At 61.7% G+C, this 22,894-nt stretch carries 19 protein-coding genes; 14 read left to right on the top strand and 5 right to left on the bottom strand.

The features are described 5' to 3' along the window. Positions 1-29: 29 nt before the first annotated feature. The gene (locus HGA39_04435) at positions 30-266 is read left to right on the top strand and encodes a hypothetical protein (GenBank protein NTW28593.1); all 237 of its coding nucleotides are present in this window, start codon (positions 30-32) and stop codon (positions 264-266) included. 7 nt (positions 267-273) lie between these two features. Here the strand turns inward: HGA39_04435 and HGA39_04430 are convergent, their stop codons facing one another. The 5 genes from HGA39_04430 to HGA39_04410 all read right to left on the bottom strand — a co-directional run bounded on the left by HGA39_04430 (position 274) and on the right by HGA39_04410 (position 5,929). Further along, the gene (locus HGA39_04430) at positions 274-837 is read right to left on the bottom strand and encodes a cob(I)yrinic acid a,c-diamide adenosyltransferase (protein NTW28592.1); all 564 of its coding nucleotides are present in this window, start codon (positions 835-837) and stop codon (positions 274-276) included. A gap of 7 nt (positions 838-844) precedes the next feature. Continuing rightward, positions 845-1,849, bottom strand: a complete 1,005-nt coding sequence (locus tag HGA39_04425; protein NTW28591.1) for a hypothetical protein — start codon at positions 1,847-1,849, stop codon at positions 845-847. Positions 1,850-2,056: 207 nt separating this feature from the next. Then, positions 2,057-4,318 carry an HD domain-containing protein gene (locus tag HGA39_04420; GenBank protein ID NTW28590.1) on the bottom strand — a complete coding sequence of 754 codons (2,262 nt, stop codon included), beginning with the start codon at positions 4,316-4,318 and terminating at the stop codon, positions 2,057-2,059. 3 nt (positions 4,319-4,321) lie between these two features. Next, a complete protein-coding gene (locus HGA39_04415) occupies positions 4,322-4,660 on the bottom strand; it encodes a P-II family nitrogen regulator (GenBank protein NTW28589.1) in 339 nt (112 codons plus the stop codon). A 45-nt stretch (positions 4,661-4,705) separates the two neighbouring features. Continuing rightward, entirely contained in the window at positions 4,706-5,929 is a 1,224-nt protein-coding gene (locus HGA39_04410) for an ammonium transporter (protein ID NTW28588.1), read from the bottom strand. Positions 5,930-6,050: 121 nt separating this feature from the next. Between HGA39_04410 and uvrA the strand changes: the two genes are divergently transcribed. The 13 genes from uvrA (at position 6,051) to HGA39_04345 (ending at position 22,892) form a co-directional block, all read left to right on the top strand. Next, positions 6,051-9,002 (top strand): excinuclease ABC subunit UvrA, encoded by a 2,952-nt coding sequence (gene uvrA / locus HGA39_04405; protein NTW28587.1) that lies wholly within the window; start codon positions 6,051-6,053, stop codon positions 9,000-9,002. Continuing rightward, a complete protein-coding gene (gene uvrC, locus HGA39_04400; GenBank protein NTW28586.1) occupies positions 8,903-10,876 on the top strand; it encodes an excinuclease ABC subunit UvrC in 1,974 nt (657 codons plus the stop codon). Before uvrA ends, uvrC begins: the two co-directional genes overlap by 100 nt. Positions 10,877-10,963: 87 nt before the next feature. Next, positions 10,964-11,902, top strand: coding sequence for an RNase adapter RapZ (rapZ, locus tag HGA39_04395; protein NTW28585.1), 939 nt, complete (start codon positions 10,964-10,966; stop codon positions 11,900-11,902). Positions 11,903-11,904: 2 nt separating this feature from the next. Further along, positions 11,905-12,861, top strand: a complete 957-nt coding sequence (locus tag HGA39_04390) for a YvcK family protein (protein ID NTW28584.1) — start codon at positions 11,905-11,907, stop codon at positions 12,859-12,861. 1 nt (position 12,862) lies between these two features. After that, a complete protein-coding gene (gene whiA / locus HGA39_04385; GenBank protein ID NTW28583.1) occupies positions 12,863-13,813 on the top strand; it encodes a DNA-binding protein WhiA in 951 nt (316 codons plus the stop codon). 84 nt (positions 13,814-13,897) lie between these two features. Further along, a complete protein-coding gene (gene gap / locus HGA39_04380) occupies positions 13,898-14,932 on the top strand; it encodes a type I glyceraldehyde-3-phosphate dehydrogenase (GenBank protein NTW28582.1) in 1,035 nt (344 codons plus the stop codon). A 75-nt stretch (positions 14,933-15,007) separates the two neighbouring features. Further along, the gene (locus HGA39_04375; protein NTW28581.1) at positions 15,008-16,198 is read left to right on the top strand and encodes a phosphoglycerate kinase; all 1,191 of its coding nucleotides are present in this window, start codon (positions 15,008-15,010) and stop codon (positions 16,196-16,198) included. A gap of 65 nt (positions 16,199-16,263) precedes the next feature. Then, complete coding sequence (locus tag HGA39_04370) at positions 16,264-17,052, top strand: triose-phosphate isomerase (protein ID NTW28580.1); 789 nt, start codon at positions 16,264-16,266, stop codon at positions 17,050-17,052. Positions 17,053-17,081: 29 nt separating this feature from the next. Continuing rightward, positions 17,082-18,569 (top strand): 2,3-bisphosphoglycerate-independent phosphoglycerate mutase, encoded by a 1,488-nt coding sequence (locus tag HGA39_04365; protein NTW28579.1) that lies wholly within the window; start codon positions 17,082-17,084, stop codon positions 18,567-18,569. Between the two features lie 58 nt (positions 18,570-18,627). Beyond that, positions 18,628-18,870 (top strand): preprotein translocase subunit SecG, encoded by a 243-nt coding sequence (gene secG, locus HGA39_04360; GenBank protein ID NTW28578.1) that lies wholly within the window; start codon positions 18,628-18,630, stop codon positions 18,868-18,870. Between the two features lie 279 nt (positions 18,871-19,149). Then, complete coding sequence (locus HGA39_04355; GenBank protein NTW28577.1) at positions 19,150-20,850, top strand: peptide ABC transporter substrate-binding protein; 1,701 nt, start codon at positions 19,150-19,152, stop codon at positions 20,848-20,850. A gap of 100 nt (positions 20,851-20,950) precedes the next feature. After that, the gene (locus HGA39_04350) at positions 20,951-21,931 is read left to right on the top strand and encodes an ABC transporter permease (protein ID NTW28576.1); all 981 of its coding nucleotides are present in this window, start codon (positions 20,951-20,953) and stop codon (positions 21,929-21,931) included. After that, the gene (locus HGA39_04345) at positions 21,882-22,892 is read left to right on the top strand and encodes an ABC transporter permease (protein ID NTW28575.1); all 1,011 of its coding nucleotides are present in this window, start codon (positions 21,882-21,884) and stop codon (positions 22,890-22,892) included. Before HGA39_04350 ends, HGA39_04345 begins: the two co-directional genes overlap by 50 nt. Positions 22,893-22,894 lie beyond the last annotated feature (2 nt).

Below are 22,894 nucleotides of genomic sequence, written 5' to 3'. Positions count from 1 at the left end.
CGGCCGAGCGCTTGGTAGGGGGTGGTGCGATGTTTACGTGGTGGTTCTGGGTTCTGGTTCTTGTCGCCGCGGTTGTGGCGTTCTACTCTGGCATTCGCTCACAGATGAAGACGAAATCAACGCTTGCTGGTCCGCTCACTCCGGACGAACTTGGCATCGGCCCAGAGGCTGATGAAGAGAACCCCGAGTATCACGCAGGAGAGAGCGCCGAGGAAGCGACTGTCGAGACGTATGAGGACTCCGCGCGAACTCTCGGGCACGGGTAAGCATTTCCTAGAGTTCCGGTGGCTCGACTTGCGGATTCCATACCTGTTGCGGGCGGTACTCTTCGGCATCGACGTACGCCGATGCCGCGTAAAGCAGGTCCGAGAGGCGGTTCATGAACGCAAGCACGTCGCCGTCGACTGGTTCCTTCTCGGCAAGTGCAACCGTCTTGCGTTCTGCGCGCCTCACTACGGTCCTGGCAAGGTTCAGGCGCGAGGAGACCTCGCTGTCAGAGGCGATCACGAGCTGCCGGAACTCGCCGGTCTTCTCCGTGAGGAGGTCGACCGCCTGCTCGAGCCATGAGACGTCGGCCGCGCTGACATGCAGCTGCTCGGAGGTTGAGTCGGCTTCAGGCGTCGCCAGTACCGAGGCGCAGTTGGCGAGTCTGTGCTGCACGAAGATCAGCATACGGACGAGCAGGTCGTCGGAGACGGCCGCGCGCGCGAACGCGATGGAGGCTGCTGCTTCATCGACCGTTCCACACGCCTCGATGCGCGCGGAGGCTTTGCTCAGCCGCGAACCTCCGACGAGCCCGGTTTCGCCGCTGTCGCCTCGGCGTGTGTAGAGGGTCACGGCTGCTCTACTCTCCTTGTACGGAAAGGAGGGAGTTCTCGTCGACGTTGCTGACCATGATTGCGTTTGGCAGGTATCTCGCACCGGCAGGGCCGCACGGATTATTGATAATCGACCCTTCCCAGAAGATGGTTGTAGAGGATCCGCCGTCAAGATTCGTCGCGTTGTAGGCTCCGTACTGGATCATTATGTTCTGGAGATCCTTGATCGAGACGCCGACCGCGCTCGCTTGCCTGCCGTCGATGGAAAGCAGGAGCACCGCCCCATCTTGCCTCTGTCCGATAGCGGTTCTTGGATCGATGCCCCAACCACCGTTTCCAATGATCTGTGACGGCTGACCGTTGACGATCAGGAAGGGATGGAAGGACACGGCATCACGGATCTGCATGTTCTTGATTTCGGCGAGCGTGTAGCTTCCCAACATCAGCTTGTTGTCTTGGGTGAAGCCGACAAGGTCGTAGCGAACGCCGTTCACTCCGCTGACTACCTTACCTTGGGATATCGTGAGACCGTCGGCAGTCCCGCCGTTGCCCACACCTCCCACATCAACAAAGCCACCCGCGTTGATCGCAGCGACGGCATCGTATTTCTTGGCCATAACGTCGAGCTTTTCGCCGACCACGCCGGCCTTGCTGGTAGCGCCGACGAATACTCTCGATGGGTCATGAACGATCAGCAGGGTTCCGTGATATCCGGGGCCACTGAGATCGATCTTCTCGATCAAAGCCAGCTCCTCCTGGAGCTTTCTGGCTTCAGCCAGGTTATTCGCCACTGGTGGGCTGGATATCTGTGAGACGTCCACACTCTGGCCTGAATCAACAACTCTGTTCCTGGCCATTATTTCTTCGATCTCCTTGTCGGAGACGAATATCCTCGCAAGATACTGGTGGTTCATCGTGGACATGGCCGTTGTGACCCAGAGGTCCTTCAGGTACGTGTACGGGGAATGGAAGATGACCACGAACGATAGAAGCGAGAATGCGAGGATGCCTGCCAGGCAGTACGCTATCACTCTGGACGTCTTGTTCAGACGAATGATCTTGCTCTTACCGTGTTTGGAGCGATATGCCATATACGTTGGCCCGTTCTCGTTCGGAAGTGACTGTTTGCGCTGAAGATAGGCCTAGCGTGTCCGCACGCCATCGTACATAGTGCGCAATCAGCGCGCTCTTGTCCCGTAATTTCAGCATACAGTGTACTTGCCGTTACCCGTAGATGGCTACTCGATTTCTCGCAGACGCATCGCCAGATGGCCGAGGATGCCTGGATTGTCCACGGGACCGCCCTCGGCGTCCGTCACATGGAAGGTGTCCAGCGCGATGCCGTCGACAGTGAGGGCCTTCGCCCAACGGATATTGAGGCCCGTCGCCGATACCGCGCGTGCGAGGTCGTGTAGGAGCCCAGGGCGGTCCGGCGCGGAGACGCGCACGGCAGTATCGAATCCCGTGGTGACCATGCTGACCTGCACGGGCGTCTGCACGCGGGCGGGGTAGTGGCGCCGTCGCTCGGCGAGGCGGGTCTCCAGTTCGAGGCGATCGCCAAGGGCTGCCCGCAAGAACCGCTCCAGCGAAGTGAACGTCTCGGGAGTTACGGGCTTGAGCGTGGCCGATGCCACCACGAAATGGTCGAGCGCGAGCCCTCCGGATGCGCCGTAGGCATCCACGGCGAGGATGTCGAGTCCAGCGAGCGACATGGCTCCCGCAATGCGCGACAGTAGCTCCGGGCGGTCGGGCGCCACGACCGTGACGCTCCATGAGTCGGCAGTGGGTCCGCTGCCGACTGCGATTCGGGCCTCAACCGCCGAGGCGGACAACGTGAGCGCGGCCACCAGACGTGCGTCGCGGGTCACCGCCCCAGGATCGCGGTCGGCAAGGTAGCGCAGGGGAGCCTCCGATATGAAGGCTCGCTCAAGGGTATCGTCGACAGCCAGTGCAGCGAGTGCCTCACCACGCACGGCCTCACCACGGATCGCCAGCCCGGCACCGTCGATCTCGGCGGAGAGCGCGGCGTCGAGTCGAGTCACGAGTTTGCCCACCAGAGAGGCCTTCCAGGCGCTCCACGTGGCCGGTCCTGTTGCGAGCGAGTCTGCAGCAGTGAGTAGATGCAGGGGCGCCAGGAGCCCACGCCGGCCTATGCGTGCTGCCGCCGAGAGAACCGCGTCCTCGTCGTCAATGTCGATGCGCGTCGCGGTCTCGGCGAGCGCGAGGTGGTGGCGCACTAGATCGGCGACATCGAGCGCAGCAGCCTCCGTGAGCCCGAATCTGCGTGCCGCATCGGCAGCAGGTGCCGTTCCGCGCTCTGCGTGCCCGCTACCCACTTTCGCTTTGCCGAGGTCGTGCGCGAGAGCTGCCACCTGCAGGGTGTGCAGATCGCCGATATCCCTCCGCGATTCGGCAAGCGCGCCTGTCGTTGGCATCGTCGCCGAGAGAACCGCAGCGCGCAGCGAATGCGCTCCCACGGTGAGCTGGTGGCCGATGCCGGGACGGCGCACCGTCATGAGGGCGCGGAAGCCGGGAATGAGAGCGTCAAGCCTGCCTGCCTGCGCCGCCTCCTCAAGCGCATCAAGCGAGCGCTCGCCGGCGTCCAGAAGCGCGTAGATGGCCTGTGCGCCGAGTGGGGAGTCGTCTTCCGCGATGCCGCGATCGCGCACGCCCGCCACCCGCCGCCGAATGCGGGTAAGAGCAAGTGCCGTTGTCGCGAGCGCCAGCTGAACGCGCTCGGCGTCATCCGTGCCGAGTATCTCGGCGGCGTCGAGGCTCATGCGGTTGCCGAGCTCGGCCCGTGCGAGTGTGAAGCGTGCTGCGCTGATGGTGTCGGCGGCCTCCGAGATCGCGGCGAGCTCTGCGGAGGTTGACAATCTTGCGGCGAGGAGGGCTGAAGGCTCGCGCTGCACCGTTCCGGTCAGGACGGCGCACGTCCAGACGAGCTCGTCGTAGTCACGCCGGCCGCCGGCGTCTTCCTTGAGGTCGGGTTCGAGCGCATAGGGCGACCCTGGTCGCGGCCTTGCCGCGAGTTCGCGCAGCACGCGCTTCGAGCGCTTCTTCGCGTCGGCGGCGCAGGAGGCCAGCACCTGCTGTGCCCAAGCGACGTCGCCGTCGATGACGCGCCCGGTGAGCGCGGCGGTGCAGGTTGCGAGGTCGGCTCGCATGCCGTGCAACTGCTCCTTGGGCGACCTGACTTGGTGGCCTACCTTCAACCCGGCGTCCCACAGGGGGTAGAGGATCGCTTCGACGTACGGCTTGAGCGCAGACGAGGAAGAGTCGGACAACACCAAGACGTCCAAGTCGCTAGAGGGGAGGAGGCCACCGGCGCCCCAACCACCAAGTGCTACTAGTGCGGTCCGTCCGCGCACAAGCGACGAGGCCGTTCGGGAGAGTTCCCGAACGGCCTCGTCGGTCAAGGCCGACAGTTCGCGGGCCGCTTCAATGCTCGGACGAGCCGAGGCGATGAATTCCGTCCGCTGGGCGAGATAGGCTCTCATGCCCTAGAGGGCGTCCGGGCCCCGCTCGCCGGTGCGGATTCGCACCGCGCTTTCAATATCGCTTATGAAGATCTTGCCGTCACCGATCTTGTCAGTACGGGCGGAGGTGAGGATGGCTTCCTCGACTTTCTCGGCGATTTCGTCGGCGACGACGAGTTCGATCTTCACTTTCGGAACAAAGTCCACCGTGTACTCGGATCCGCGGTAGATCTCGGTGTGGCCCTTCTGGCGCCCGTACCCACGGACGTCAGTCACGGTCATTCCCTGCACGCCAAGGGCGTTGATCGCCTCTTTCACGTCATCAAGCTTGTGCGGCTTGATGATAGCTTCGATCTTCTTCACGTTGTGGCTCCCTTCAGATGTGTCTATTCGTTGATGTCACGGCATCTAGTCGAGTACGTAGCCCTCTTCAGAATGCAGTGCCAGGTCGAGGCCCAGCACTTCACTCTCTTCGTCGACGCGCAATCCCACGAGCTTGTCCGTGACTTTCAGAATGATGAAGCTGAGACCGAATGAAAAGACCCAAGCTGCCACGACTGCCACAAGTTGGATGAGAACCTGCTTGCCGTTGCCGTCGACAAGACCACTGCCGAGAGAGTTGATGGCGGTAGTGGCGAACACACCGGTCAGGATTGCGCCGAGCGTACCACCCACACCGTGGATGCCTACGACGTCGAGTGCGTCGTCAAACTTGAACTTCTTCTTGAGGTAGAGGCCGAAGTAGCAGATCCCGCCGGCGAGAAGACCCATCAGTATCGCGGCCCAAGGGGCGACGAAGCCAGCCGCAGGCGTGATAACGACGAGGCCAGCGATGGCGCCGGAGGCGGCGCCGAGCACGGTCGGCTTCCCTGAGTGCATCGTTTCGACAATCGTCCATCCGACGACAGCCGCGGAGGCGGCGATCATGGTGTTGAGGAACGCCACACCTGCCAGCTCGTTGGCACCAAGAGCGGAACCTGCGTTGAAACCGAACCAGCCGAACCACAGGATGCCTGCGCCGAGCACGGTCAGAGGAAGGTTATTCGGGCGCATCGCCTCGGTGTTGAGGCCCTTACGCTTGCCGAGCACGATTGCGGCAGCGAGGGCCGCAGCGGCCGAGGAGATGTGGACGACGGTACCGCCGGCGAAGTCAAGCGCACCAAGCTTGAAGAGCCAGCCATTTCCCTGCCATACCCAGTGGGCCAGCGGGCTGTAGACAAGAATCGCCCAAGCAGAGGTGAAGATCACATATGCCTTGAACTTCATGCGTTCAGCGACTGAGCCTGTGATAAGGGCGACGGTGATGATGGCGAACATACCCTGGAACATCGCGAACACACTGTGGGGAATCGTGCCGATCAAGCCGGTCACGTTGTTCAGTCCCACGAAGTCGAACCCGCCAACGAAGGCAGACAACGCGCCAGACCCGCCGCTGAATGCGAGCGAGTAGCCGATGACAGCCCAGATGACACCAACCGATCCAATTGCGAAGAAGCTGTGCATCGTGGTGGACAGGACGTTCTTCTTCCGCACCATGCCGCCGTAGAACGCCGCGAGTCCCGGCGTCATGAACAGTACGAGTGCGGTCGACGCGAGCATCCACGCTGTGTCGCCGGTACTTAACCCGTCCATACTCTCTCCTAAAGTCCGCCACCTGCGTTGGCTACAGCTGCCCCGCATGGTGGTGCCTGCCTGACACGAGTCACCGTATCGGCGGCTTGTTTCGGAAGTGTTTCTGTCCCTTGTCCGGGGGATGAAACCTCGTCTTGGCACAAGGGAAGCTATACTGGTGGATTACGTGCACCGGTTGCGCGTCACAGAAAGGATTTCGATCTTGTCCCTCGACTGCATACAAATCCGCGGTGCCCGCCAGCACAACCTGAAGGGATTCGACCTCGACATACCGAGGGACAAACTCGTGGTCATCACCGGGCTGTCCGGCTCAGGTAAGAGCTCGCTGGCCTTCGACACGATCTACGCCGAGGGGCAGCGCCGCTACGTTGAGTCGCTCTCGGCATACGCCAGGCAGTTTCTCGGCCAGATGGACAAGCCGGACGTCGATCACATCGAGGGATTGTCCCCGGCGGTCTCCATCGACCAGAAGACGACGTCGAAGAACCCTCGCTCGACGGTGGGGACCGTGACTGAGATCTACGACTATCTGCGGTTGCTGTACGCGCGCATCGGCATCCCGCATTGCCACATCTGCGGCCGTGAGATTCGCAAGCAGAGTCCCGACCAGATCGTCGACCGTGTTCTTGAGCTTGCGGAAGGCACGAAGTTCTCGGTTATCGCGCCCGTTGTCCGCGGGCGCAAGGGGGAGTACGGCAAGCTGTTTGACGATCTCAAGCGCGAGGGTTTCACGCGCGTGCGGGTGGACCGTGAAGTTCGCACCCTTGACGAGGACATTCCGCTCGACAAGAAGTACAAGCACGATATCGACGTCATCGTCGACCGACTGGTCATGAAGGAGGGACTGCGCTCTCGTTTGGCCGACAGCATCGAGACCGCCCTTCGGCTTGCCGATGGCACCGTCTTGATCGCACCTGCGGAGGGCGAGGAACTCTCATTCTCGCAGGCGCTCGCATGCCCGGTCCACGGCGTGTCGATGGACGAACTCGCTCCACGAGACTTTTCGTTCAACGCGCCGTACGGCGCCTGCCCCGATTGCGTAGGTCTCGGCAGCCGTCTTGAGCCCGACCCGCGGCTCATCGTGCCGGATACGAGCCTCACTGTCGCACAGGGCGCGATCAAACCGTTTGCGACGGGGCAGACGTATTACCCGCAGATGCTTGCGGCGGTCGCGGCCGAGGTTGGCTTCTCGCTCGACACACCGTGGCAGGACCTGCCGGACAAGGTGCAGGACGTCTTGCTCAACGGCCTCGGCGACCAGCGCATCCGGGTGGACTACGTCACGCGGGACGGCCGGGAGACGCACTGGTTCTCCAAGTATGAAGGTGCAGTCAACACCGTGATGCGGCGCCACCAGGAGACTGAGTCCGAGCAGGCGAAGGAGAAGCTCGAGGAGTTCATGAGCGTCATCCCCTGCAATACCTGCAAGGGCGCCCGGCTCAAGCCCGAGATACTGGCTGTCACCGTGGGCGGCAGCAACATCCACGAAGTCACGGGCCTCTCGGCGAAGAGATCGCTTGACTTCTTCGAGCAGCTTGAACTATCCGAGCGCGACGAACAGATCGCCCGGCGTGTCGTCAAAGAGATCATCGAGCGGCTGCGCTTTCTTGTGGACGTGGGTCTCGACTATCTCACGCTGGAACGAGGGACGGCATCGCTTTCCGGCGGCGAGGCGCAGCGCATCAGGCTTGCGACCCAGATCGGCGCCGGTCTCATGGGCGTGCTCTACATCCTCGACGAACCTTCGATCGGTCTTCACCAGCGCGACAACGCGCGGCTGATCGCGACGATGGAACGGTTGCGCGATCTCGGCAACACCGTGCTGGTGGTCGAGCACGACGAGGAGACGATCCGCGCGGCGGACTTCGTGGTGGACATGGGGCCCGGTGCCGGCGAACACGGCGGCCATATCGTGTGCGTGGGCACGCCGGAAGACATCCTCGCATGTCCCGACTCGCTTACGGCGGCGTACCTCTCCGGTCGTGTCTCGATTCCCGTGCCGGAGACGCGCCGCAGCACAACGGGCAAGGGCGCGATCAGGCTTCTGGGCGCCACGGAGCACAACCTAAAAGACATCGACGCCGAGATACCCGTCGGCGTGCTCACCGTCATCACGGGTGTATCGGGAAGCGGCAAGAGCTCGCTCATCACCGACACGCTGGCTCCGGCACTGGCCAACAAGCTGCAGAGGGCGCGTCGGCGTACGGGAGACTACCGCAAGCTCGAGGGACTCGAGTACATCGACAAGATCATCGACATCGACCAGTCGCCCATTGGCCGAACGCCGCGGTCGAACCCCGCGACGTACACGGGCTTGTGGGACGACGTGCGTTCGCTCTTCGCTTCCACGCCGGAGGCGAAGGCGCGAGGCTACAGCCCGGGCCGGTTCTCGTTCAACGTCGCTGGAGGCCGTTGCGAAGCGTGCAAGGGCGACGGGCAGATCAAAATCGAAATGCACTTCCTGCCCGACGTCTACGTGCCGTGCGAGGTCTGCAAAGGCGCGCGCTACAGTCGCGAGACGCTGCAGGTGACGTACAAGGGCAAGAACGTCTCGGAGATCCTCGCCATGACGGTGGAGGAAGCGTTGTCGTTCTTCGAGAATATCCCGCCGATCAGGCGCAAGCTACAGACGCTCTATGACGTGGGCCTCGGCTACGTGCATCTCGGTCAGCCCGCCACGACTCTTTCAGGCGGCGAGGCACAGCGCGTCAAGCTCGCGAGCGAACTGCAGCGCCGTTCAACCGGGCGGACGTTCTACATCCTCGACGAGCCGACCACCGGCCTTCACTTCGACGACGTGCGACAGTTGTTGATCGTGCTGCAGCGCCTCGTCGACGGTGGCAACACGGTGCTTGTGATCGAGCACAACCTCGACGTCATCAAGTCTGCCGACAGGATCATCGATCTGGGTCCCGAAGGCGGTGATCGCGGCGGTGAAGTCGTGGTGTCTGGCACGCCCGAGGAAGTCGCGGCATGCGAATACTCGCACACGGGCCGGTTCCTCAAGCCGGTCCTGGAAGGACGCGGTGCGACCGTGGCGCCGGAGCTTGGCGAGGGGCACGGTCGCGCGTGACGGAGCGGCCGAGCATAGCGGAGCAGTTGGGTTCGGTGCCGGACTCGCCTGGCGTCTACCTGTGGAAGACGGTCGAAGGCGGCGTCCTCTACGTGGGCAAGGCGAAGTCGCTGCGAAAGAGGATGAAGCAGTACGTCCTCGGTCAGGACGAGCGCGAGAAGATCCCGCTGATGATGGAGCAGGTCGCGAGCTACGACTACGTCGTGACGGGCACAGAGGTCGAATCGCTCATCCTTGAGAAGAGCCTCATCAAGCAGTTCTCACCGCCGTACAACGTGGGTTATCGCGACGACAAGAGTTACCCGTTCATCGCGCTGACGCTCTCGGACCCGTATCCGGCGATCAAGTTCACGCGCGAGAAGCACAATCCGGGCACCAAGTACTTCGGGCCCTACACGGACGCACGTGCGGCGCGTGACACGATCGACATCGTGCGCCGTATCGTTCCCCTGTGCCGCGCCACATGCGCGGAATGGAAGCGCGTCAACGACCACGGCGGAGAGCCGACTAGCCGAGCATGCTTCGACTACCATGTCGGCCTCGGTCCGGGCCCCTGCGTCGGCGCGATCTCGCGCGAAGACTACGCCGAGAACGTCGGCCGCATCTCGCGCTTTCTTGCCGGCAAGCACGACGACGTTGAGGGCGAGCTGGGGCGCCGCATGCGCGACGCCGCCGCCGAACTCGACTTCGAGAGCGCGGCGCGCTACCGGAACCGCCTCGAGGCCGTGGCGGCCATCCGCGGGCGTCAGAAGGTGGTCTCGGCGAGGCCTTTGAATCTGGACGTCGTCGGCTTCTTCCGCGAGGAAACGGTTGCCGGCGTTCACGTGTTCGTTGTGCGGGAAGGCCGCGTGCTGGTGGGCAACGAATTCGTACTCGACAAGGGTCTCGACGTGCCGCTGCCTGAGCTGGTGGGCGGCTTCCTGCTTCGTTACTACGCCGAGGGTCCGGAGTTGCCCGGTGAACTCGTGTTGCCGGAGCTGCCTGATGACGCACCCGCGGTTGAGGAGTGGCTCACGTCGGTCCGAGGCAAGCGGGTTCGCCTTACCGTGCCGGTGAAGGGGGAGAAGCGCGACTTGCTCAACCTCGCCGAGGAAAACGCCCGGCACAGCCTCATGCGCTTCAAGGTTCGGACGCGCTACGACGAAGAGCGCCTCAACGCGGCTCTGCTTCAGCTCGAAAGCGCTCTTGCCCTGCCTGCGCCGCCCCTGAGGATCGAGTGTTATGACATCTCCACTCTTCACGGACGGCATTCGGTAGGTTCGATGGTTGTGTTTGCGAGCGGGAGGTCGGACCCTAAGAGCTACCGCCGCTTTCGCGTGCGCCTTGACACCGGTGAGGCCAACGACATCGCGATGATGTCGGAGGTTCTGCGCCGCCGCTTCGCTCCCGAGCGCATGGCCGACGCGCGCTTTGGGTCGCGGCCTGGCCTCGTGATCGTCGACGGCGGTAAGCCGCAGCTCTCGGCGACTCTGGGCGTGCTCGCAGAGCTGGGGCTTTCGAGCATCCCTGTCGTTGGGCTGGCCAAGCGCGAGGAGGAGCTGTTCGTGAGCTGGTCCGAAGATCCCGTCGTGCTTCCCGCCGGCTCGCCGTCGCTCTATCTCGTGAAGCGCGTCCGCGACGAAGCGCACCGCTTCGCGATCGAGTACCACCGCAAACTGCGCGGCAACGCGATGACAGCGTCCGTGCTCGACGACGTGCCCGGCGTCGGGCCGACGCGCAAGAAGGCGCTCCTGAAAGCCTTCGGCTCGGTGAAGCGTCTGCGCCAGGCCACCGTCGACGAGATCGCCGCCGTTTCCGGAATCCCCCGTGACACCGCCGAGGAAATCGCATCCGTCATGCGGCAATCCCGTACAGAGCCCGAATCCGCCCACTGACGCCGCCGCACTCCAATTCGGCAGCCCGGGCGCTATACTCGGCAGTAGAGCTGAACTGTCTCCAGCCGCATCGAGGGGGAGTACCTCATGACCGATTCGTGTCCCGCAGACATCCCGCCCTCCCCAGGCGCGAGCGTGCCGGCAGGGGAACGGCCTGAGCTTGTGGTGATCACCGGCATGTCTGGAGCCGGCCGAAGCGAAGCCATGCACACGTTTGAAGACCTCGGCTACTTCTGCATCGACAATCTTCCACCGGCGTTCTTGCCGCAGCTCATCGACCTGGCTAAGCTGCCGGGCTTGGACGTGCGGCGTATGGCCGTCGTATGCGATGTCCGCGCACACGAGTTCTTCGCGGCGCTCTCGGGCGAGATACGCAAGCTCGAGGACCGCGGTGTCGACTCACACGTTGTCTTCTTGGAGGCGGACGACAAGACTCTCGTTCGCCGCTTCAGTCAGACGAGACGTCCTCACCCCCTGTGCGAGGAGGGCGGAACCGTGCTCGAAGGCATCGCCGCCGAGCGGGCCGAGCTCGACGAGATCCGCACTCGCGCAGACCTCGTCATCGATACCACGGGACTTCGGCCCCAAGAGCTGCGCCAAGTGATCCGTGGCAGGTTTTCGGGAGACCCGTCGGCACTCATGCTGACGGTTGAAGTGATGTCATTCGGATTCAAGTACGGAACGCCGTCGGATGCCGATATCGTCATGGATGTGCGGTTTCTTCCGAATCCGTACTACGAGTCGGAGTTGAGGTCACTGACCGGCCTTGCGGATGCTGTCCGGGACTTCGTGTTGGAGAAGCCGGCGACGCAGACGTTCCTGAAACGCTGGCTGCCCCTGCTCGACGACGTCATGCCCGGCTACGTGATGGAAGGCAAGCATCACCTCACCGTTGCATTAGGATGCACGGGCGGCATGCACCGCTCGGTTGCACTGGCCGAGGTCACCGCCGAGCATCTTCGGGAGCAGGGCTATCGAGTCTTCGTCAGTCACCGCGACAGCGGCCGAGATGAGGAGGCCCGTTGAGCGTGGGTGAAGGTAGGCGCGCCGTCGCCATCGGCGGTGGTACGGGGCTGCCCGCCGTCCTGCAGGCCCTTCTCGGCTTGGGATTCGAGACGGCCGCGGTAGTCAGCATGGCCGACGACGGAGGCTCTTCGGGACTTCTTCGCGAGCAGCTGGGAATGCTGCCTCCGGGCGACATCCGCAACTGCCTCGTGGCGATGGCCGCCGAGGAGGACGGTCTAGAGGCGCGCCTGCTTCAGTACCGCTTCCCGCACGGAGAGGGGCTCGCGGGCCACGCGCTCGGCAACCTCATTCTCGCCGCACTCACGGACTTGCAGGGTTCGTTTGCAGAGGCGATTGAGACCGTGGAAGGCTACTTGACCGTACGCGGAAAGGTACTGCCGTCGACCCTGGTCGATGTAAGGCTTACCGGTGTCGACCGGGCCGGCCTCGCACTTACCGGCCAGGCAAAGCTGGCAGTGAGTTCACGGCCGCTCGCGCACGTCCGGCTCGATCCGAACGAACCTGCGCCATATGGCCCGGCGCTTGAGGCAATACGTCGCGCTGATGTGATCGTCATCGGGCCGGGCTCGCTCTACACGAGCATCATTCCCAACTTCCTGGTGGACGGCCTTGCGAAGGCCGTGCGCGACTCGGCTGCGTTGCGCGTCTACGTGTGCAACGTCGCTAACATGCGAGGCGAAACACACGGCCTTGACGCCGCTGATCATGTCATTGCGCTCGAGGAGCACGGGCTCGCAGGTGCGATCGATGTCGCGATCGTGCACGATCCGAGCGTATCGGTGGCTCAGGTGTGCGATGATGACATTGTTGTCGAGCCGGTGGCTTCGGGGCCGGATATCCGGGCCCGGATCGAGGCCCTCGGCATCCGTGTGGTTGGGACTGGGTTAGCAGACGCTTCCAACCCGGCGCGGCATTCCCGTCCTGCTCTCAAAGACGTGCTCGAAGGGGTGGTTTCCTAGGATGTCCTTCACCGCAGAGGTGAAAGACGAGCTCTCGCGTATTGAGCCCAAGCGCCAGTGCTGCCTCAAGGCAGAGCTGGCTGCTCTCGTGCGCATCGAAGGAACTCTGCACATCACCGGACCGGGCCGCTACCGGCTGGAAGTCGCCACGGAAACCGCCCCGGTCGCCCGCGTTGTGGTCAAGTTGCTTCACAACATGTACGGACTGAAGACCGAACTGACTGTGCGTCGCAGTGTTCTGCACAAGACGAACAACTATCTGATCACCGTCCCTTCGCAGCCCGCTCTCGGCCCAGCGCTGTCCGAACTGGGGATTCTGGGAGAAGAGGGGTTCTCGATCGGGATCGACCCCAAGCTGGTCAAGCGCGACTGCTGCGCGATCGCGTACCTGCGGGGAGCGTTTCTCGGCGGCGGATTCGTGGCCGACCCGCACGGCGACTTCCACTTTGAGTTGACCGCCGAGACCGAGCAGCTCGCCCACGACCTTGTCGGCCTGATGGCGCGTTTTCACATCGAGGCGCGCTTGGCACAGCGGCGAGGGACGTTCGCCGTCTATCTCAAGGGCGCCGAGCCCATCGTCACGTTCCTCGCGCTGGCCGGCGCGCACCGCGCGCTTCTGCGCACTGAGGACGTCCGGATCATCAAGTCGATGCGCAACGACGTAAACCGGCTGGTCAACGCCGAGATCGCCAACCAGCAGAAGACCGCCGAGGCGGCTATCCTGCAGATCGAGGCGATCCATGCGCTGGCCAAGTCGAAGGGCCTCGACAGCCTTCCGCCGGCTCTTCAGGAGCTTGCCGAATTGCGGCTCGCCAATATAGATCTCTCTTTGAGAGAACTTGGCGAACTAGCTGACCCGCCACTGAGCAAGTCGGCTGTGTATCATAGGGTTCGTCGTATTGAGGAACTTGCGGCTGAGATGCTCCGTCAGGAGCCGGCCGCCGAGAACTAGGGACGCATTCGGCGAAGACGCTGAAGGCGTTCGTCCACCGGCAGTGGCCGCAATGGAGCGGCCGAACGTAAGGGAGGCACCACCTTGGCTATCAGAGTTGCAATCAACGGTTTCGGACGCATAGGGCGCTTGACGTTTCGGGCGATGGCGAATGATCCAGCCATCGAAGTCGTCGCGGTCAACGACCTGACGGACGCCAAAACGCTCGCACATCTTCTCAAGTACGACTCGATTCACAAGCGCTTTGACCACGATGTTGAGGCTACCGATGACGGCATCGTCATCCACTCGAAAAATCCGCTCGGAGAGCTTATGGGCGTCTCGCACACCATCAAGGTCTTCGCACAGCGCAATCCTGCCGATCTGCCGTGGCGCGATCTGGACATCGACGTGGTCGTTGAGTCGACTGGCTTCTTCACCGACGGCACCAAAGCCAAGGCACACCTTGACGCCGGCGCGAAGCGCGTCGTGATCTCAGCTCCTGCGAGCAATGAGGACATCACGATCGTCATGGGCGTCAACGATGATCAGTTCGATCCCGAGAAGCACTTCATCATCTCCAATGCATCGTGCACGACCAACTGCCTTGCCCCGTTCGCGAAGGTCCTGCGTGACTCCTTCGGCCTTAAGCAGGGCTTCATGAACACGATTCACAGCTACACCAACGACCAGAGCATCCTTGATCAGCCGCACAAGGACCTGCGTCGTGCCCGTGCCGCCGCGATGTCGATGATCCCGACTTCGACGGGTGCCGCCAAGGCCATCGGCCTCGTGCTGCCGGACATGAAGGGCAAGCTCGACGGCATGTCGGTACGCGTTCCCACTCCGGACGGTTCTGTGGTCGACCTCGTCGCCGAGCTTGAGACGCCGGTCACGAAAGAGCAGATCAACGCCGCGATGAAGGCTGCAGCGGAAGGCCCCATGAAGGGCATTCTGGAGTATTGCACCGATCCGATCGTCTCGGTGGATGTTGTCGGCAACCCCGCGAGTTCCGTGTTCGATTCGTTGCAGACGATGGTCATGGGCGGCGAGGGGACATTTGTGAAGTGCCTGTCTTGGTATGACAATGAGTGGGGATATTCGAACCGCGTCAAAGATCTCGTTAAGAAGATCGGGTAATACCACATCAGGTCTATAGCGAGGCTCCGAAGATGCTTCGGAGCCTCGCTGATCTCACTTGTCAGTCTCGGAGGAATCATGTTCGCAAAAAAGACCGTCAAAGACGTCGATGTACGGGGAAAGCGGGTCCTCGTGCGTGTCGACTTCAACGTGCCCCTTTCTGAAGGTGCCGTAGCCGACGACACGCGTATTCGCGCGGCGCTTCCGACGCTTCGCTACCTGATGGACCACGGCGCGCGCGTCATCATCGTGAGCCATCTCGGGCGGCCCAACGGAAAGCCCGACCCGCAGTACTCGCTGCGGCCTGTGCGCCGCTCGCTTGCACGCCTGCTTGGCCGCAACGTCGTCTTCATCGATTCCACGGTCGGCCCAGAGGCTCTCGAGGCAACCGAGCGCATGGTCGACGGCGAAGTTCTGATGCTCGAAAACGCACGGTTCTATCCGGGCGAGAAGGCCAACGACCCGGCCTTTGCCAAGAAACTCGCTGCGCTTGGCGACATCTACGTAAACGATGCGTTCGGGGCAGCGCACCGTGCGCATGCTTCGACTGCGGGAGTGGCCGAGTTCCTGCCTGCCTACGCCGGCCTCCTGCTCGCACGCGAAGTCGAGACGCTCACGACCATGCTCTCAAATCCCGAGCACCCGTTCGTCGCGATTCTCGGCGGCAGCAAGGTTTCCGACAAGTTCGGAGTGATTGACCGGTTCTTGGAGTGCGTTGATACGCTTATTGTCGGCGGGGGTATGGCGTTCACGTTCCTCGCCGCGAAGGGCCTTGAGATCGGCACGTCGATCGTCGAGCCGGAGTGGGTCGAGCCCGCGAAGAAGATGCTTGCGAAGGCGCGCGATCGTGGCGTCGATATCGTTCTGCCTGTGGACTTCATCGTTGCGGATGCGTTTGCCGAAGACGCCGAGATCCGCATTGTGGGCCGCGAGGAGATTCCCGTCGGCATGATGGGCCTCGATATCGGCCCGACGTCGGTGGAGTTGTTCAAGGGTGCTATCTCGGATGCGAAGACCATCTTCTGGAATGGGCCGATGGGCGTCTTCGAAATGAAGCCCTATGAATCCGGTACCAGGGAGGTCGCGATCGCGGTCGGGCGCAACAATCGCGCCGTATCGATCATCGGCGGCGGCGATTCTGTGGCAGCACTGCGCAAGTTCGGCGTTGAAGAGCGGGTGACGTTCGTTTCCACCGGTGGCGGCGCCAGCATGAAGCTGCTGGAAGGTGCGCCGCTTCCGGGCGTCGAGGCGTTGCTCGACAAATAGGGGAACATACAGGCACCGGACAGGTTCTTGGCTTGTCCGCTAAACCGAAAGAGGAGGCGCGAACCATGGGCAGAATGCCGATGATCGCGGGCAACTGGAAGATGTACAAGAACCCAGGCGAAGCCGTCGTTCTTGCGCAGGCGATTGACTATCTTCTCGGCGATGACAAGGAGCTCACCGAACGCGCCGAAGCCGTTGTGTGCCCGCCGTCGATCGACTTGAAGTCCGTTGCGTCTGTCATCGAGTTCGACGCCTCGAAGCTTCGACTCGGTGCACAGAACGTGTACTGGGAATCCGAAGGCGCCTATACCGGTGAGATTTCGCCTCAGATGCTTGCCAGCGTGCAGTGCAGCTACTGCATCGTCGGCCATTCGGAGCGCCGCGAGTACTTCGGCGAGACCGACGCCGATGTCAATCGCAAGGCTCTGGCGCTGTTTGCCATCGGCATCACGCCGATCGTGTGCTGCGGAGAGTCACTCGAGGTGCGCGACGCGGGCAACACGGATGAATTCGTGCGCGCACAGGTTCGCGCTGCGCTTCAGGGTCTGACCGCCGAGCAGGCTGAGAGGCTGGTCATCGCCTACGAGCCCATCTGGGCGATCGGCACCGGGCGCACGCCCACGCCTGAGGCTGCCAACGATGTGGCTCGGTCCATCCGCGCGACCGTCGGGGCACTCTTCGGGCCGCAGGCGGCACTCGGCGTCCGCGTGCTCTATGGAGGCTCGGCCAAGCCCGAGAACATCGCGTTCTTCATGCCCGAGCCCGACATCGATGGCGCGCTCGTTGGTGGGGCTTCGCTTGTCGCGGAGTCATTCGTGGCGATGGTGCGCACTGCTGTGGACTTCGCCAAGTGACGAGGAATCTCCCAGCATTGCTCGTGATCATGGACGGCTACGGCGTGTCAGCCGAGAATACCGGCAACGCCATAGCCGCCGCACGTAAGCCGAACCTCGACGCGATCTTCAGCAGATGGCCCGTCACCACCCTCGACGCATCCGGTCTCGCTGTCGGCCTGCCTGAGGGGCAGATGGGCAACTCGGAAGTCGGACATCTCAACATCGGTGCCGGAAGGGTCGTCTACCAGGAACTCACGCGCATTAACCTCGCGGTTGCGGACCGTTCGATCTTCGCAAACCCTGTGCTCTCGGGTGCGATGAAGGCGGCCGCAGCCGGCGGTGGCGCGGTACACCTCATGGGCCTGCTCTCTGACGGTGGAGTACACAGCCATCGGGATCACCTCTACGCGCTGCTGGAGATGGCCAAAGCGTGCGGCGCCGAGCGAGTCTTCGTGCACGCGTTCCTCGACGGCCGGGACGTGCCGCCACGCAGTGGCCTCGACTTCGTCGCAGACGCCGAGCGGTTTCTCGGCGAACTTGGCGTGGGGCGCATTGCGACGGTCATGGGCCGCTACTACGCGATGGACCGTGACAACCGATGGGATCGCGTAATGAAAGCCTGGCAGGCGATCGTGCTGGGCGAGGGGGTTCCGGCCGACGGTGCCGTCGAGGCTGTGCGGTCGTCGTACGAAGCAGACGTCAGCGACGAGTTCGTGGTGCCCGTCATTGTCGAGGCCGCACCGGTGCACGATGGCGATGCGGTCGTGTTCTTCAACTTCCGTCCTGACCGTGCGCGGGAGATCACGAGGGCTTTCACGGATCCGGCATTCGAGGGCTTCGCACGTCCGGTCACGCCGCAAGTCCGTTTCGTGTGCCTCACTGAGTACGATCCCTTAATTCCTGCCGAGGTCGCGTACCCGAAGGAGTTCCCGATCAATGTTCTGGCCGATGTGCTCTCGGCAGCGGGGTTGAGGCAACTCCATATCGCGGAGACCGAGAAGTACGCGCACGTCACGTTCTTTCTGAACGGCGGCGATGAGGCGGAAAAGGCAGGGGAGACGAGAGTGCTCGTGCCCAGCCCCAAGGTCGCGACGTATGACTTGAAGCCTGAGATGAGCGCGCCTGAGGTCACCGAGCGCCTAGTGGCGGCAATCCACGAAGGCGCGGCCGACGTCTACATCGTCAACTTCGCGAACTGCGACATGGTCGGCCACACAGGGTTGTTCGACGCCGCCGTGCGGGCGGTTGAGACGGTCGACGCGGGGGTGGGGGCTGTCGTTGCGGCCATTCGGGAAGCCGGCGGAGTGGCCGTCATCACGGCCGACCACGGCAACGCAGAACAGATGCTCGATGTCGATGGCGTTACCCCGTTTACCGCACACACGTTGTCCCGCGTTCCGCTTGTGGTGGTTGCCGATGCCGTTCGTTCACTGGCTGACGGAGGCATTCTTGCCGATGTGGCGCCGACATTGATCGACCTGCTCGGCATGGAAAGGCCCGTGGAGTGGACCGGTCGCAGCCTGCTGGTATACTGAAACACCCATTTGATGTTATTTTGTAGCGTCTAGTCGAACAATCGCCGAGGAGTCCCGCGTGCAGAATGTACTGTTCATCACAACTCTCGTTATCTGGGGCGTCTCGGCTATCGGTCTGATCGCATTCGTGCTCCTGCATTCAGGGAAGGGCATGGGTCTGTCCGACATGCTCAGCGGAGCGATCTCGCCCACATCAAGTGGGACGAGCATCATCGAAAAGAATCTCGATCGCATCACTGTGGGTTTTGCGATAGCGTTTGGCGTCAGTCTTCTGGTGCTTATGGTGATCTATCCCGCGTAAGGCTCTAGCGGGTATTCAGAGAGTCTTGCACCCTCGAGCGGCGCCTGTGCGCCGCTCTTCTGTTTGTCTCGTGAATGCGGAGGAAGCCCGTGTCTATCCGCACCCACGAAGACCGATTTCGTCACATAACTTGCCATTCGGCGCCTTACGTGGGACATTCATGCGTAGGTTGTGCCAAAGTTGGCATGCGTTTCATAGGGGGACTGTATTCTCGTGCGACAAAATTAACCATCTGCCACAACGACACAGTTCTGTTCGGGAGAGAAAGGGAGGCAGCAAATGCGGCGTAGTCTCAAACGGTTCATCGTGGTGCCCTTGGCAATCGCAGTGACCGCATCCCTAATCATGACCGTCGGGTGTACTCCGAAGAAGACGATCACGACGGGCGACGGCGCGGGTGTGGCAAAGGGGGGCACGCTCTCCTACTACATCGGAGAGCCTTCATATATCGATCCCTACAACGCTATCGAGTCTAACAACATACAGGTTGCACAGGCTCTGTTCGACAGTCTCACGGCAATCGATTCCCTTGATCCCACCAAGGTCAACCCAGCTGCGGCCACTACGTGGACGGTCAACGCCGATGCGACGGTGTGGACCTTCAAGCTGGATCCGAAAGCCAAGTTCCATGATGGCACGTCCGTTACGGCTGCAGATTTCATCTACGCATGGAACCGCATCGCCAATCCAGAGACGATCAATACCTCCACTGGCAAGGTTGATAGTTCCAGCGTCTCTCTGGCTCCGATCAAGGGATATGAGGAGATGCAGGACGGCAAGGCCACAGAGCTAAGTGGCCTCAAGGCGATTGACAGTCATACTCTTCAGGTGACCTTGTCGGAGACATTTGCCGATTTCAACTACATGGTTTCCCATCCGGCCCTAGCGCCGGTGCTCAAGAGATACGTTGAGGGTGGCGTCCCGTACAACGGTAAGACAGTGCCCTTCGGCGAGATGCCGGTCGGCAACGGTCCGTTCAAGATGTCGGAGCCTTGGACTCACGACCAGAGCATCAAACTGGTCAGGAACAACGACTACTACGGGACCATGGCCAATATCGACGGTGTCAACTTCGCGATCTTCAAGGATCCTGCGGCAGCGTTCACTGAGTTCAAAGCTGGCAACCTTGACTTCACGCAGATTACCGAAGGCCAGATCAAGGCCTCCCAAGCCCAGTATGGCACCTCAGTGGATGGCTACACAGCCAATCCTGGCAAGCAGGTGCTTCTTGGTGCAGAGAACTCAACCTACTTCCTTGTCTTGAACATGAAGGACAGTGTTGTCGGCAACGCGAACCTCCGCAAGGCCATCAGCCTTGCAATTAACCGTCAAGCGATCTGCGACACCGTTTTTGAAGGTACCTGTGCTCCTGCTGACAACATCGTGCCGCCGGGCATAGCGGGATATCAGACTGGGGCTTGGAAGGATTCGCACTACGATGTTGCCGCAGCCAAGGCGGCGTTGACGGCAGCAGGCTATCCTGACGGCAAGGGCCTGTCAACGATCACGCTGTCATTCAATACTGGTGCCGACCACGAGAAGGTCATGCAGCTCATTCAGGCTGATTTGAAGGTCATTGGGATCAACACCACGTTCGAGTCTGCAGACTACCCAACGTATCTCAAAGGGCTTGGTGCTGGCAAGTTCCAGATCGGTCGTCTGGCTTGGAGCTCGGACTATCCGATCATGGACAATTTTCTCTTCCCACTGTTCTTCTCTGATTCCGACACCAACATGCCTCAGTACTCTGATGCATCAGTGGACACTGGGATCAATAAGGCGCGCGCAACGGTGATCGGCGCCGATAGAATCGCGAAGTATCAGGCGGTCAATAACACCATCCAGGCCGCAAACCCCGCTATTCCACTCCTCTTCCTACGTCACAACAATGTTACGTCAAATCGCGTGAACAATCTCCAGTACAGCGCGCAAGGGTTAGCAGACTTCACCGCAGTCTGGCTGACCAACGGCGGCAAGTAGCTGGAAGGGTCGGAGCATATCTGCGTGAAAGCATCATGGGGGTGGTGGGGCAAGTGACCCACCACCCCCACACTTCGTGATCAGCGAGATGGATGGAACAATGTTCCGATATATCTTCCGGAGGTTATTGCAGTTCGTTCCTGTGTTTTTCGGAGTGACCCTAGTGCTGTTCCTCATCACGACAGTCCTGCCGGGCGATCCGGTGCGCTTGCGTGCGGGGGAGAAGTCGATGTCACCAGCAGTCGAAGCCGCATTGCGCGCCCAGTACGGGTTCGACAAGCCATGGTACGTGCAGTATGGGAACTACCTGAATGCGCTTGCCCACGGCGACTTGGGCGTCTCCATCGCCACAGGACGGCCGGTTGCCGATATCATCAAGACCACCTATCCCTACACCGTCAAGCTTGCCCTCTCAGCGATCGTTGTCGAGATCATCGTTGGCATCGGAGTCGGTATAATTGCGGCGGTGAAGCGGTACAGTATCTGGGATATCTTAGCGACTCTGTCGACATCGGTTCTGGTCGCACTGCCCGTCTTCTGGCTCGGCATCATGCTCCAGTACGTCTTTGGGATCTGGTTACAGAAACAGACAGGCGGCATGTTCTATCTTCCAGTCACAGGCGCCGGGGGAGGTGCCGATGGGTTCCCGGCGTGGGTGCACTTGGTGCTACCCGCGATCACGCTTGCCTCGGTTTCGACCGCCTATGCGGCGCGGATCATGCGCAGCCAACTTCTTGAGGTGAACGGTCAGGACTACATTCGCACCGCGCATGCCAAAGGCCTCGCCCCCGGAGCCGTGCTCCGCAAGCACGCACTGAAGAACGCATTGATCCCGGTTGTGACGTTCATCGGTCTGGATCTGGGGGCAATGCTTTCTGGTGCTGTCCTGACCGAGACGGTCTTCAACTGGCCCGGAATCGGCTTCACGATCTCCAGAGCCGCCTTTCAGCTGGACTATCCCACCATCTTTGGCTGCACGGTCGTCATCCTGTTTGCGGTCATGATCGTGAACCTCCTCGTCGATATCAGCTATGCGTTTCTTGACCCGAGAATCCGCTATGGCGGATCGGCGGGTGAGTGAGATGACGGACACCAGTTCGGCACCTGTAGCTCCCGAAGGACCAATCGCCGATGCTCAGTACTCCGAGAAGGCCCGCACCTTATGGGGCGATGCCTGGTTCAGGCTGCGGCGAAACAAGCTGGCGGTTGCGGCACTGGCGTGGCTGCTCATCATCGTTATCGGAGCGGTTACGGCAGACCTCTGGGTGCCTCAGCACTATGGCTACCCGAACGCCATCAACACGCAGACCGCCATGGCAAACCGCCTCCTGCCGCCTTCTATGACCCATCCAATGGGAACCGACGATCTGGGGCGCGACGTCTTCTCCAGAGTCGTGTACGGATCTCGGGTTTCTTTGACCGTCGGTCTGGCCGCAGTACTGGTCTCGGTGTTCATCGGCTTGTTGATGGGAGCGCTCTCGGGCTTCTATGGCGGCCTTGTGGACGCCACGGTCATGCGTATCGCCGACGTGTTTCTCGCGTTTCCCTATATTCTCTTCGCGATCCTGCTGCTCTCGGTGTTACCGCCCAGCCAGCGCGGCTTGTTACCGGTCGTGGTGACAATCGGTGTACTCGGCTGGCCCTCGATCGCCCGGGTGTTCCGTTCTTCGATCTTATCGGTCAAGGAAAGCGACTACATCGACGCTGCTCGAGCTCTGGGCGCAAGTGACTTGAGACTCGTTCTCCGGCACATTCTGCCTAACGCCGTTGCACCCATCGTGGTCTACGCCACCATGTCGGTAGGAGGAGCGATTCTGACCGAGGCGGCACTTTCATTCTTGGGTCTCGGGGTCCAGTTCGATCCCTCACGCAGCCCGAACGTGGTGTCGTGGGGCCGCATGATCAGCGACGGGCAGAACTATCTCATATCGAATCCGGGGCTCATCATCTGGCCCGGTATAGCGATTCTGTCCACGGTGTTGGCGTTCACGCTGCTTGGTGACGGAATCCGTGACGCCCTCGACGTGAAGATGAAGGACTAGCG

It is taken from the genome of Coriobacteriia bacterium (assembly GCA_013336165.1).
Lineage (GTDB): Bacteria > Actinomycetota > Coriobacteriia > Anaerosomatales > JAAXUF01 > JAAXUF01.
This window is presented reverse-complemented; position numbering and strand designations above follow the sequence as displayed.